Here is a 12,135-nt window from a genome sequence, read left to right as displayed (position 1 = left end):
TTTGGCGCATATGCGAATCGCACTGGGCATTCACTACGACGGCACGGCGTTCTCCGGCTGGCAATCGCAGCCGCACGGCAACACCGTGCAGCAGGCGCTCGAGGCCGCGCTGCGCGAGTTCGGCGGCGTGGCGTTGGCGACGACCGTCGCCGGGCGCACCGACACCGGCGTGCATGGCATCGGCCAGGTCGTGCATTTCGACACCGAGCTCGATCGCGCCATGTTTTCGTGGGTGCGCGGCGTCAACGCATTTCTGCCCAAGACCGTCGCCGTGCAATGGGCGCAGGCGATGCCGGAGGATTTCCATGCCCGCTTTGCCGCCTTCGAGCGCACCTATTTCTACGTGCTGTACGTCCACCCCGTACGCTCGCCGCTGCTCGACGGCCGTTGCGGCTGGCTGCACACGCCGCTCGATCTCGACGCGATGCGCACCGCGAGCCAGACGCTCGTCGGCGAGCATGACTTCTCGGCGTTCCGCTCGTCCGAATGCCAGGCCAAGACGCCCGTGAAGCACCTGTACGCGATCGACATCGGGCAGCAGGGGCATTTCTTCGTGTTCCGCTTTCGCGCGAGCGCCTTCCTCCACCATATGGTGCGCAACATCATGGGGTGCCTCGTGGCGATCGGCCGGGGACGCCAGCCCGCGAGCTGGATGGCGGACGTGCTCGCGAGCCGCGACCGCCGCCACGCCGCGCCGACGTTCATGCCCGACGGCCTGTATCTTGCGCGCGTGGGGTATCCTGATCGTTTCGCGGTGCCCGAGCCCAACTGGGCCGCGTGGCCGTTTCCGATGCCGTGGGGCAGTGCATGAAATCCCTCAACACTCGTACCCGAATCAAGATTTGCGGCCTGTCGCAGCCGGCCGACGTCGATCACGCCGTCGCGCTCGGCGTGGACGCCATCGGCCTCGTGTTCTATCCGCCCAGTCCCCGTTTCGTCGATCTCGCACGCGCGGCCGAACTCGCCCGCCGCGTCCCGCCATACGTGAGCGTGGTCGGACTGTTCGTCAACGCGACGGCCGGCGAGATCGCCCGCACGGTCGAGGCCGTGCCCCTCACGAGCTTGCAGTTCCACGGCGACGAGACGCCGGGGCAGTGCGCGGCGCTCGCGGCGGCGGCCGGACACCGTCCGTACCTGCGCGCCATGCGTATCGGCCCCGAGACGAAAGACAGCGGCGATTTGCTACAATTCGCCAACGCATACACCGCCGCGCAAGGCCTCTTGCTCGATGCCCTGGTCGAGGGTTACGGCGGTGGAGGAAAGGTTTTCGATTGGTCACTTATTCCAAAAGACATCGCGCGTCGGGCCGTTTTGAGTGGTGGCTTGAACGCACACAACGTTGCTGATGCCATCCGGCAGGTGACGCCATACGCCGTCGACGTGTCGAGCGGCGTGGAGGCGTCGCGGGGCGTGAAGGATCCCGCCCGCATGACGGCGTTCGTGCACGCAGTGCGTGCCGCGGACGCCGAATGAGCAACCCGCCGGTGCGGCGGCCGCCAGGGCCCGCCACCGGTACCGCGAAGAGTGACGACCATGTACGAATTGCCTGACGCCCGCGGCCATTTCGGCCCGTATGGCGGTGTCTTTGTGGCCGAGACGCTGATTCACGCGCTCGACGAATTGCGCGACGCGTATGCCAAATACCAGCACGATCCGGCCTTCCTCGAAGAATTTCATTACGAACTGAAGCACTACGTCGGCCGTCCGTCGCCGATCTATCACGCCAAGCGCTGGAGCCGCGAGCTGGGCGGCGCGCAGGTGTACCTCAAGCGCGAGGACCTGAACCACACGGGCGCGCACAAGGTGAACAACGTGATCGGCCAGGCGCTGCTCGCGCGTCGCATGGGCAAGCGCCGTGTGATCGCCGAGACGGGCGCGGGGCAGCACGGCGTGGCGAGCGCCACCATTGCTGCGCGCTTCGGCATGGAGTGCGTGGTCTACATGGGCGCGGAAGACGTCAAGCGGCAGGCCGCCAACGTCTATCGCATGCAGTTGCTGGGCGCGACCGTCGTTCCCGTGGAATCCGGTTCGAAGACGCTCAAGGACGCGCTCAACGAAGCCATGCGCGACTGGGTGACCAACGTGGAGAGCACGTTCTACATCATCGGCACGGTGGCCGGCCCGCATCCGTATCCGATGCTCGTGCGCGACTTCCAGAGCGTGATCGGCGAGGAGTGCAAGGTGCAGATGCCCGAGCTCGCCGGCCGCCAGCCTGACTACGTGCTCGCCTGCGTGGGCGGCGGCTCGAACGCGATGGGCATCTTCTACCCGTACATCGACGTGCCGGACGTCAAGCTGATCGGCGTGGAAGCCGCGGGCGACGGCATCGAGACCGGCCGCCATGCGGCGTCGATCATCGGCGGCACGCCGGGGGTGCTGCACGGCAACCGCACGTATCTGCTGCAGGACGCCAACGGCCAGATCACCGAGACGCACTCCATCTCGGCGGGGCTGGATTATCCGGGTGTGGGGCCGGAGCACGCGTGGCTGCACGACATCAAACGCGCCGAGTACGTTGGCATCACCGACACCGAGGCCCTCAGGGCGTTCCACGATTGCTGCCGGATCGAGGGCATCATTCCCGCACTGGAGTCGAGCCATGCGCTTGCCTATGCGTGCAAGCTTGCGCCGACGCTGCCGAGCGACCGGATCGTGCTGGTCAACCTCTCGGGGCGCGGCGACAAGGACATGCACACCGTGATGGCGCTGGCCAACCCCGCGCCCGAGGGCGCATGAGGGCGCAACGCCGCGCATGACCGGCGAGGCGAGACTCCATCGATCCGACAAAGGTAACCAGAACCAGCATGACCGATCTGAGCGATCGCAAGGCACAAAATGACGTCCTCGGGACCGAGCGTCCCGTGGACGCCACCGAAGCCGCCGCCGCACGACTCGAGGCCATGGAAGCGGCCGGCGAGTTGCGCGCGCGGTGGGCGCCGGGCGACATCACGTTGCGTCATGCGGACTTCCTGCAGCACGTGCACGAACTGGAAGACGGCAGCGTCGACCTGATCCTTGCCGACCCGCCGTATGGGCTCGGCAAGGACTACGGCAACGACTCCGACAAGCGCTCCGGCGAGGACTTCCTCGGCTGGACGTATGGCTGGCTCGAAGCGGCGATCCCGAAACTCGCGCCGCGCGGCTCGCTGTACCTGTTCTGCACGTGGCAATACGCGCCCGAGCTGTTCGTGTTCCTCAAGCAGCGCCTGCTGATGATCAACGAGATCATCTGGGACCGCCGCGTGCCCAGCATGGGCGGGAGCACGCGGCGGTTCTCGTCGGTGCACGACAACATCGGCTTTTTCGCGGTCTCGAAGGACTACTACTTCGATCTCGACGCCGTGCGCGTGCCGTATGACGCCGCCACGAAGAAGGCGCGCTCGCGCCGTATCTTCGAAGGCAGCAAGTGGCTGGAGCTGGGGTACAACCCCAAGGATCTGTGGTCGATCTCGCGATTGCACCGGCAAGACCCCGAACGCGTCGATCATCCGACGCAGAAACCGCTGCATATCATCGAGCGCATGGTGCTCGCCAGTTGCCCGCCCGGCGGGCTCGTGCTCGACCCGTTCATGGGCAGCGGCACGACGGCCGTGGCCTGCGCGCTGCACGGCCGGCGTTTCGTCGGCTTCGAGCTCAACGCGCACTACCACGCGCTCGCCAACCAACGACTTCAGAGACTTTCCGATCATGTCCCGCATTCAAGCGACGTTCCAAGCCTTGCAAGCGCAGGGTAAGAAGGGCCTCATTCCGTTCATCACCGCGGGCGATCCCGAGCCGGGCTGGACGGTCAGGCTCATGCATGCGCTCGCCGACAACGGCGCCGACGTCATCGAGCTCGGCGTGCCGTTCTCCGATCCGATGGCCGACGGCCCGGTCATCCAGCGTGCCTCCGAGCGCGCCCTGGCCCGCGGCGTGAGCCTGGCCGAGGTGCTCGGCTACGTGGCGGCGTTTCGCCAGACCAACGACCGCACGCCGGTCGTGCTCATGGGCTACGCCAACCCGATCGAGGCGATGGGGCTCGAGGCCTTCGCCGAGCGCGCCGCCAGGGCCGGCGTGGACGGCGTGCTGGTCGTCGACTATCCGCCCGAGGAGGCGGAGGGCTACGCCCGCGCCATGCGCGCGCAGGGCATGGATCCGATCTTCCTGCTCGCACCCACGTCGACCGAGGCGCGCATTGCGGCCGTCGCCCGCCAGGCGAGCGGCTACCTGTATTACGTCTCGCTCAAGGGCGTGACCGGGGCGGCGAGCCTGGACCTGGCCAGCGTGGCCGCGAGAATCCCCGAAATCAAGGCCGCGGCGGCGCTGCCCGTCGGCGTGGGCTTCGGCATTCGGGACGCCGAGACGGCGCGCGCCATCGCGTCGGTGGCCGACGCCGTGGTCATCGGCAGCGCCATCGTGCAGCGGCTCGAGAACACGCCGCGTGATCTCGAAGGCCAGAACGCGGTAAAATCGCTGGCTGAATTCATCGGCGGCATCCGCCAGGCGCTCGACGAGGGCGTCAAATCCGCGTAAATTCGCGTCCAAACGTTCGCGTCCAAACGTTCGCGTCCGAACGCGATGATCCGCCCGGTGAAACGCTGAATCGAAACGGCCGCGTGGCGCGGTCGCCAGAAACGCCCGCCCTCGTCGAGCGGGCGTTTGCCAAGGAGAAACTATGAGCTGGCTCGACAAGCTGCTGCCCCCGAAGATCAAGCAAACCGATCCGACGCAGCGCAACAAGAGCATCCCGGAAGGGCTGTGGATCAAGTGCCCGTCGTGCGAAGCGGTGTTGTACCGCAACGACGTGGAAGCGAATCTGCACGTTTGCCCGAAGTGCGATCACCACATGCGCATCGGTGCGCGGGCGCGTCTGGACGCGCTGCTCGATCCCGAAGGCCGCTACGAGCTCGGCCAGGAGATCGTGCCGGTCGACGCGCTGAAATTCAAGGACAGCCGCAAGTATCCCGATCGCATCAAGGAAGCGATGGACGACAGCGGCGAGACCGATGCCATGGTCGTCATGGGCGGTGCGATCCACACGCTGCCGGTCGTGGTGGCGTGCTTCGAGTTCTCGTTCATGGCCGGCTCGATGGGTTCGGTCGTCGGCGAGCGCTTCGTGCGCGGCGCGCAGAATGCGCTCGAGCAGGGCGTGCCGTTCATCTGCATTACCGCGTCGGGCGGTGCGCGCATGCAGGAAAGCCTGCTCTCGCTCATGCAGATGGCCAAGACCACGGCCATGCTGACCAAGCTGTCCGACGCCAAGCTGCCGTTCATCTCCGTGCTGACCGATCCGACCATGGGCGGCGTGTCGGCGAGCTTCGCCTTCCTCGGCGACGTGGTGATGGCCGAGCCCAAGGCGCTGATCGGCTTTGCCGGCCCGCGCGTGATCGAGCAGACCGTGCGCGAGAAGCTGCCCGAAGGGTTCCAGCGCTCGGAATTCCTGCTGCAGAAAGGCGCGATCGACATGATCGTCGACCGGCGCAAGATGCGCGAAGAGATCGCGCGTCTGATCGCCCTCATGCAGTGCCAGCCGGCCGACGCGGTCGCCTGAGTCCGGAGGGCGCGACAGCCGTCGCGCCCGTCGCGTGGCACGCGCGGTTGCGGTGCCCCAAAGGGCCGGGCAACGGCGTAGAATGTCACAACGCCACGCAGTGTCGCGCAAGCGGCACGTGAACGCATTACTTCGCAGAACCCGAAGCGCGGACGTTACCTCGTTACGTCCGCGCTTTGCATTTCTGCCCGCACATTCATGCCGACATACTCCACTCTCGACGCCTGGCTCGCCCATCTGGAAACCGCCCACCCCGTGGGCATCGACATGGGCCTCGCGCGTATCGGGCGCGTCAAAGAGGCGCTCGGACTGAAATTCCCGTGCCCCGTGTTCACGGTGGGCGGCACCAACGGCAAGGGCTCGACCTGCGCCATCCTCGAGGCGATCCTGCTCTCGGCGGGCTATCGCGTGGGCTGTCACACATCGCCGCACCTCATCAAGTTCAACGAGCGCGCGCGCGTGAACGGCGAGATGGTCGATGACGCCACGCTGCTGCCGCACTTCGAGGCGGTCGAGCGCGCCCGCACGAGCTTCGACGAACCGGTCTCGCTCACGTACTTCGAATTCACCACGCTCGCGATCATGCATCTGTTCGCGAGCGCCGGGCTCGACGCCGTGATTCTCGAAGTCGGCCTGGGCGGGCGGCTCGATGCGGTCAACATCGTCGACGCCGACTGCGCCGTCGTCACGAGCATCGACATCGACCACGCGCAGTATCTGGGCGACACGCGCGAGGCCATCGCCAAAGAGAAGGCGGGCATCTTCCGTGCGGGCAAGCCGGCGATCTGCGGCGATCCCATGCCGCCGGCCACGCTGCTGGCCGAAGCCGAGCGCATCGGCGCGGACCTGTGGCTGTTCGGGCGCGATTTCAACTATCAGGGCGACAAGCAGCAGTGGAGCTACGGCGGGCGCCACATGCGGCGTCCGGCGCTGGCCTATCCGGCGCTGCGCGGCGCGAACCAGCTGCTCAACGCGTCGGCGGCGCTGGCCGCGCTCGAGGCGATGCGCGCGGCGCTGCCGGTGTCCGCGCAGGACATCCGGCTGGGCCTCGCATCCGTTGAGCTGCCGGGGCGCTTCCAGGTGCTGCCGGGACGCCCGGCCGTCGTGCTCGATGTCGCCCACAACCCGCACGCGGCCGCCGCGCTCGGACACAATCTCGACGGGATGGGTTTCTTTCCTTACACCTATGCCGTGTTCGGCGCGATGGCCGACAAGGACATCGAGGGCGTGCTGCGCCACCTTGTCGACAAGGTCGATCACTGGCGCTTGTGCGGGCTGCCCACCGAGCGCGCGGCGAGTCCGGCGCTGCTCGAAGAGAAGCTGCGCGCCGTAGGGTTTCACGAAGATGCCGACCATTCGGTGCAAACCTTCGAATCCCCCGAGAAAGCTTACGCCGCCGCGCTCGAGCAGTGCGGCGAGAATGATAGAATTGCGGTTTTTGGATCGTTCTACACGGTGGCCGGTGTGATGTCGCACCGCAAATTGCAGCGCCATTGACCGCGAACGGTGCGTTGCCGTGACATTTGCTTACCAGAAATGTCATGCGCATGGCGCACCGGATGCGCGATGATCAGTCCAACGACGCGAGTTTCGACCTGAGCCAAGGGCCTATGGGATTGTTTTCCTTCCGCAAGAAAGACGCCGAAGCCGTTTCCCCGAAGCGCGGTAGCCGCAGGAGCGGCCGCACCGGCACCCGTGCGGCGGGAGGGGGCGAATACAGCGAGCACGAGCAACTCGACCCGCTGCTGCCCGAGAAGCAACGCGCGCGCCGCCGTCTGGTCGGCGCGTTGGCGCTGGTGCTCGCCGCGGTCATCATTTTGCCCATGGTGCTCGCGCCCGAACCGAAGCCGGCGGCCGATGACATCGCGATCCAGATCCCCGGCAAGGACGCCAATTCTCCGCCCGTGCGCGTGAAGCCGCAGGCGGCGCGGCCATCGACCGATGCATCGCTCGACAAGGGCGAGGAGGCCGTCGACGGCAACGCGCTGGCGAACAGCGCGACCCGGCCGTCCGTGCCGGCGCCGGCCCCGACGGGCCTGCCGTCTTCCTCGTCTTCGTCTGCCGCGCCGGTCGCTGCCGTGCCGTCGGCGCCGGGCAGCGTGCCCGAGCCACAGGTGGCGCAGGCCAAGCCGGAGCACAAGCCCGAAGCGAAGCCCGAGACCCGCAAGCCCGAGCAGCACGCGGACGCCAAACCCGCCGCCAAACCCGCCGAGCCGCATGACACGGCCAAGACGCAAGCCCGGCCGCAGAACAATGTGGCCGACCCGATCGCACAGTTCGCGCAGAACAACCCCAAGCCGGCGAAGGCCGCCGACACGCACGACAATGCACAGAAGCCGGCAGCCGCGGGCGGCAAGTACCTGGTGCGCATCGGCGCGTTCTCGACGCAGGATCGCGCGCAGGCGTGGCTCGTCAAGCTCAAGCTCGTGAACGTGCCGAGCTACATGGTCAAGAGCACGGTCGACGGGCGTGAGCTCTATCTGCTGCGAGCGGGGCCGTTCTCCGACCGTGCGAGCGCGGAAGCGGCAGGCAAGAAGATTCGCGACGCCGGCCTGACCGCGCAGGTCGCCGAGGCAGGTTGAGTTGGGCGATACCGTACACGGCGGTCTGCTGACCGTGGTCGACTACGCGGCCATCGCGATCCTGCTCGGGTCGATGTTGCTGGGCATGCTGCGCGGGCTGGTGCGCGAGCTGTTCAATCTGGTCGGCTGGGTCGTGGCGTTCTTCGTGGCGCGCGCTTTCGGTCCGACGCTCGCGCACTGGCTGCCGGCCGACCTGCCTGGCGGCGAGATGACGCAGGGCGCGCTGGGCTTCCTGCTGGTGCTCGTTGCGGTGGTGTTCGGCGCGGGAATCGTGAGCGCGCTCGTGGGACGCATGACCGATCTGATCGGCCTGCGTCCGGCCGATCGCGGCCTGGGCATGCTGTTCGGGATCGTTCGCGGCGTTTTGCTCTTGATGTTGTTGATGGTTGCCGCCAGATTGACGGCATTGCCGCAGCAACCGGCATGGCAGCATTCGCTGACGCGTCCGTGGGTGGAGGCGGGGCTGGAGCGACTCATGCCGTACCTCCCCGAGCCGGTTCAGCACTATCTGCGCAAGCCCGAGGCGGCCGTGCCGAGCATGCCGGGGGTGAATTCGCTGAACGCGCCGGTGCCGCTGCCACAGTTGGAACCTTATCGCGGCGCGCCGTCTCCTGCGCCCGGCACGTCGGAAGCGCCGCGCGCGGCGCCGCAAGGCCAGGGCGGACAGGGAAGCCGGGTCGAGACGACTATCGAAGCCCGGCCGGCGGGGCAGCGCACACCGGACGCGCGGGGCGCGCAGGGCGATGGCGCGCGCGTGTCGGGGATTTCGGCCCTGATGGGCGCAGACATGATCCACGGCGGCCGGGGGATGACGAGCCAGGGCGGCTCGGGCGCCGCCGGGGCGCAATCGCAAGGATGGGGCATGCGCAGCGGCGGATCGGCCGCGCCGTCGACCGGCCTGCAGAAGGTTTCCGAATGACGGATAATACAGTCCGTTTGACGCAGATTTCGATGTTTTTTGAAGGATTCATGCCATGTGTGGCATCGTCGGTGTAGTCTCCAAATCCCCGGTCAATCAGTTCATCTACGATAGCCTGCTGCTGCTGCAGCACCGCGGCCAGGATGCCGCCGGCATCGCCACGACGGACGGCCACTCGTTCTATATGCACAAGGGCAACGGCATGGTGCGCGACGTGTTTCGCACGCGCAACATGCGCGACCTGCCGGGCACGGTCGGCATTGGCCAGGTGCGCTACCCCACGGCCGGCTCGTCGAGCGCCGCACAGGCCCAGCCGTTCTACGTGAATGCCCCATACGGCATCGTGCTCGCGCACAACGGCAACCTGACGAACTGGGAACAGCTCAAGGACGAGATGTTCCGCGTCGACCGCCGTCACATCAACACCACGTCCGACTCCGAAGTGCTGCTCAACGTGCTCGCGCACGAACTGCAGGAAAGCTCGCGCGAAGGCTTGTCCGTCGCGTCGCTGTTCCAGGCGGTGAGCAAGGTGCATGGCCGCCTGCGCGGCTCCTACGCGATCGTCTCCATCATCTCGGGCTTCGGCCTGCTCGCGTTCCGCGACCCCAACGGCATCCGTCCGCTGTGCATCGGCCGCTTCGACGGCCCGAACGGCACCGAATGGATGGTGGCCTCGGAGTCGGTGGCGCTAGAAGGCATGGGCTTCGCGTTCGAGCGCGACGTCAAACCGGGCGAGGCGATCTTCATCAGCAACGACGGCGAGCTCACTTCGCAGCAGTGTTCGCCGTCGGCGTCGATGCATCCGTGCATTTTCGAACTCGTGTATCTGGCGCGTCCCGATTCCGTGCTCGACGGCGTGCCGGTCTACGACGCGCGCCTGCGCATGGGCGACTATCTCGCCGAGAAGATCCGCCGCGAGATCGACTACAAGGACATCGACGTCGTCATGCCGATTCCGGACTCGAGCCGTCCGGCGGCCATGCAGGTCGCCAAGCGCCTGGGGTTGAACTATCGCGAAGGCTTCTTCAAGAACCGCTACGTCGGCCGCACGTTCATCATGCCGGGCCAGGCGATGCGCAAGAAGTCGGTGCGTCAGAAGCTCAACGCCATGCGCGTCGAGTTCAAGGACAAGAACGTGCTGATCGTGGACGACTCGATCGTGCGCGGCACCACCAGCCAGGAAATCGTGCAGATGGCGCGCGATGCCGGCGCCCGCAAGGTGATCTTCGCCTCCGCGGCGCCGCCCGTGAAGTTCCCGAACGTGTACGGCATCGACATGCCCACGCGCAGCGAGCTGGTGGCGCATGACCGCAGCGACGAGGAAGTGGCCCGCATCATCGGCGCGGACGAACTGATCTATCAGGACGTCGAGGACATGAAGGCCGCCGTGCGCGACATCAACCCGGATCTGACCGACTTCGATGCATCATGCTTCGACGGCAATTACATCACGGGCGACGTCACGCCGGAATACCTGGATCGCCTGGAGCAGCAACGCAAGGCGCCGAAGGCGCCGGTCGTGGAAAGCCCCGAGGCCGATGAGGCCGAGCCGCGCGGAGCACAGCTTGGCCTGTGAGGCCGGAGAGGCTATTTCCCGCATCGCCGGCGGCCTCGGAAACCGGGGAAACCCCGGAGTGGCCGGCAGGGCGGGGCAGGCGGCGAGGATTTTCCTTCTTCGCCTGCAACGTGCTACACTGCACCGAACGTCGATTTGATTTCAGCTTGCGGACGTGGGGGAATATCCCCGAAACAGCTAAAGCGAGGCCTAGACAGATGGATTTCGAGCCCGTTTTGCTGACCAGCGAAACGGGCTTTTCTTTTTTTGGGTCGGGATTCGACCGCCGGAATGCGCCAGCGGAAGGCAGACGGCGGTACGGGCAGCGGCCTTGACACCACGACGAGACACACGATGGACTCCTTCGACTTCGATACCCTGGCGGTGCGCGCGGGCACGCAGCGCTCCGAGTTTGGCGAGCACTCCGAGGCGCTGTACCTGACCTCGAGCTTTGTGTTCAAGAGCGCTGCAGAGGCCGCCGAGCGGTTCGCGCATTCGGAGGAGGGCTTTACCTACTCGCGCTTCACCAATCCGACGGTGTCGATGTTCCAGGATCGTCTCGCGGCGCTCGAAGGCGGCGAAGCGTGCATGGCCACGGCCTCGGGCATGAGTGCCATCGTCTCGGTCGTGATGACCGCGCTCTCGGCGGGCGACCACCTCGTGAGCTCGCAGAGCATCTTTGGCTCCACGCTCAACGTTTTCTCCACCATCTTCAACCGTTTCGGCATCGAGACGACCTTCGTCGATCCGACCGACCTCGATGCGTGGCGCGCCGCGATTCGCCCGAACACGAAGATGTTCTTCCTCGAGACGCCGTCCAACCCGCTCACCGAAATCGCCGACATTGCGGCGATCGGCAAGATCGCCAAGCAAGCCGGCGCGCTGTTCGTCGTCGACAACTGTTTCTGTACGCCGGTGCTGCAGCGCCCGATCGAATACGGCGCCGACGTCGTGGTGCACTCGGCGACGAAGTATCTCGATGGCCAGGGCCGCGTGCTTGGCGGCGCCATCGTCGGCAAGAAGGACTTCATCATGGGCAAGATCTTCACGTTCGTGCGCAGCGCGGGGCCGACCCTGTCCGCGTTCAACGCATGGGTGCTGCTCAAGGGGCTGGAGACGCTGTCGCTGCGTGTCGAGAAGCAGTCGGCCAACGCGCTGGCCGTGGCGCAATGGCTCGAGCGGCAGCCGCAAGTGGCACGCGTGTTCTACCCGGGCCTGCCGTCGCACCCGCAATACGAACTCGCACAACGCCAGCAGACGGCGGGCGGCGCGATCGTGGCGTTCGAGCTCAAGGGCGCCACCCCCGCCGAGCAGCGCGAGAATGCATGGCGCGTGATCGACAATACCCGCGTGTGCTCGATCACCGGCAACCTCGGCGACACACGCACGACCATCACGCATCCGGCGAGCACCACGCATGGCCGCATTACGCCGCAGGCGCGTGCGGCCGCCGGCATCACCGAAGGGCTGATCCGTCTCGCCGTGGGCCTGGAGTCGCCGGCCGACATCCAGGCCGATCTGGCGCGCGGTTTCGCGAAGTGACCGGGGC

At 66.7% G+C, this 12,135-nt stretch carries 11 protein-coding genes; all 11 read left to right on the top strand.

From position 1 onward, the window contains the following. The first annotated feature begins 10 nt into the window (after positions 1–10). The gene (truA, locus tag CDN36_RS02665; protein WP_287495928.1) at positions 11–811 is read left to right on the top strand and encodes a tRNA pseudouridine(38-40) synthase TruA; all 801 of its coding nucleotides are present in this window, start codon (positions 11–13) and stop codon (positions 809–811) included. After that, positions 808–1,473, top strand: a complete 666-nt coding sequence (locus CDN36_RS02660) for a phosphoribosylanthranilate isomerase (RefSeq protein WP_206117213.1) — start codon at positions 808–810, stop codon at positions 1,471–1,473. Before truA ends, CDN36_RS02660 begins: the two co-directional genes overlap by 4 nt. 60 nt (positions 1,474–1,533) lie before the next feature. Then, a complete protein-coding gene (gene trpB, locus CDN36_RS02655) occupies positions 1,534–2,736 on the top strand; it encodes a tryptophan synthase subunit beta (RefSeq protein WP_150555092.1) in 1,203 nt (400 codons plus the stop codon). A gap of 164 nt (positions 2,737–2,900) precedes the next feature. Beyond that, positions 2,901–3,734, top strand: coding sequence for a DNA-methyltransferase (locus CDN36_RS02650; RefSeq protein ID WP_150555154.1), 834 nt, complete (start codon positions 2,901–2,903; stop codon positions 3,732–3,734). Further along, entirely contained in the window at positions 3,688–4,512 is an 825-nt protein-coding gene (gene trpA, locus CDN36_RS02645; protein WP_150555093.1) for a tryptophan synthase subunit alpha, read from the top strand. Before CDN36_RS02650 ends, trpA begins: the two co-directional genes overlap by 47 nt. 142 nt (positions 4,513–4,654) lie before the next feature. Next, entirely contained in the window at positions 4,655–5,530 is an 876-nt protein-coding gene (gene accD, locus CDN36_RS02640; RefSeq protein ID WP_150555094.1) for an acetyl-CoA carboxylase, carboxyltransferase subunit beta, read from the top strand. Positions 5,531–5,728: 198 nt separating this feature from the next. Next, entirely contained in the window at positions 5,729–7,027 is a 1,299-nt protein-coding gene (folC, locus tag CDN36_RS02635) for a bifunctional tetrahydrofolate synthase/dihydrofolate synthase (RefSeq protein ID WP_287495927.1), read from the top strand. A gap of 113 nt (positions 7,028–7,140) precedes the next feature. After that, on the top strand, positions 7,141–8,112 hold the full coding sequence (locus tag CDN36_RS02630) for an SPOR domain-containing protein (RefSeq protein ID WP_150555096.1): 972 nt from the start codon (positions 7,141–7,143) through the stop codon (positions 8,110–8,112). Position 8,113: 1 nt separating this feature from the next. Beyond that, on the top strand, positions 8,114–9,031 hold the full coding sequence (locus CDN36_RS02625; RefSeq protein ID WP_150555097.1) for a CvpA family protein: 918 nt from the start codon (positions 8,114–8,116) through the stop codon (positions 9,029–9,031). A 55-nt stretch (positions 9,032–9,086) separates the two neighbouring features. Beyond that, on the top strand, positions 9,087–10,607 hold the full coding sequence (purF, locus tag CDN36_RS02620) for an amidophosphoribosyltransferase (RefSeq protein WP_150555098.1): 1,521 nt from the start codon (positions 9,087–9,089) through the stop codon (positions 10,605–10,607). Between the two features lie 333 nt (positions 10,608–10,940). Beyond that, positions 10,941–12,128, top strand: a complete 1,188-nt coding sequence (locus CDN36_RS02615; protein ID WP_150555099.1) for an O-succinylhomoserine sulfhydrylase — start codon at positions 10,941–10,943, stop codon at positions 12,126–12,128. The last annotated feature ends 7 nt before the right edge of the window (positions 12,129–12,135 follow it).

Origin of the sequence: Pandoraea sp. CB10b_02 (assembly GCF_002216225.1) — a bacterium.
GTDB lineage: Bacteria > Pseudomonadota > Gammaproteobacteria > Burkholderiales > Burkholderiaceae > Pandoraea > Pandoraea nosoerga.
This window is presented reverse-complemented; position numbering and strand designations above follow the sequence as displayed.

What these genes read in the sequence shown, in the direction of transcription:
- purF (WP_150555098.1), top strand. Translation starts at nt 9,087, where the DNA reads ATGTGTGGCATCGTCGGTGTAGTCTCCAAATCCCCGGTCAATCAGTTC.
- trpB (WP_150555092.1), top strand. Translation starts at nt 1,534, where the DNA reads ATGTACGAATTGCCTGACGCCCGCGGCCATTTCGGCCCGTATGGCGGT.
- CDN36_RS02650 (WP_150555154.1), top strand. Translation starts at nt 2,901, where the DNA reads ATGGAAGCGGCCGGCGAGTTGCGCGCGCGGTGGGCGCCGGGCGACATC.
- CDN36_RS02615 (WP_150555099.1), top strand. Translation starts at nt 10,941, where the DNA reads ATGGACTCCTTCGACTTCGATACCCTGGCGGTGCGCGCGGGCACGCAG.
- CDN36_RS02660 (WP_206117213.1), top strand. Translation starts at nt 808, where the DNA reads ATGAAATCCCTCAACACTCGTACCCGAATCAAGATTTGCGGCCTGTCG.
- truA (WP_287495928.1), top strand. Translation starts at nt 11, where the DNA reads ATGCGAATCGCACTGGGCATTCACTACGACGGCACGGCGTTCTCCGGC.
- CDN36_RS02630 (WP_150555096.1), top strand. Translation starts at nt 7,141, where the DNA reads ATGGGATTGTTTTCCTTCCGCAAGAAAGACGCCGAAGCCGTTTCCCCG.
- trpA (WP_150555093.1), top strand. Translation starts at nt 3,688, where the DNA reads ATGTCCCGCATTCAAGCGACGTTCCAAGCCTTGCAAGCGCAGGGTAAG.
- accD (WP_150555094.1), top strand. Translation starts at nt 4,655, where the DNA reads ATGAGCTGGCTCGACAAGCTGCTGCCCCCGAAGATCAAGCAAACCGAT.
- folC (WP_287495927.1), top strand. Translation starts at nt 5,729, where the DNA reads ATGCCGACATACTCCACTCTCGACGCCTGGCTCGCCCATCTGGAAACC.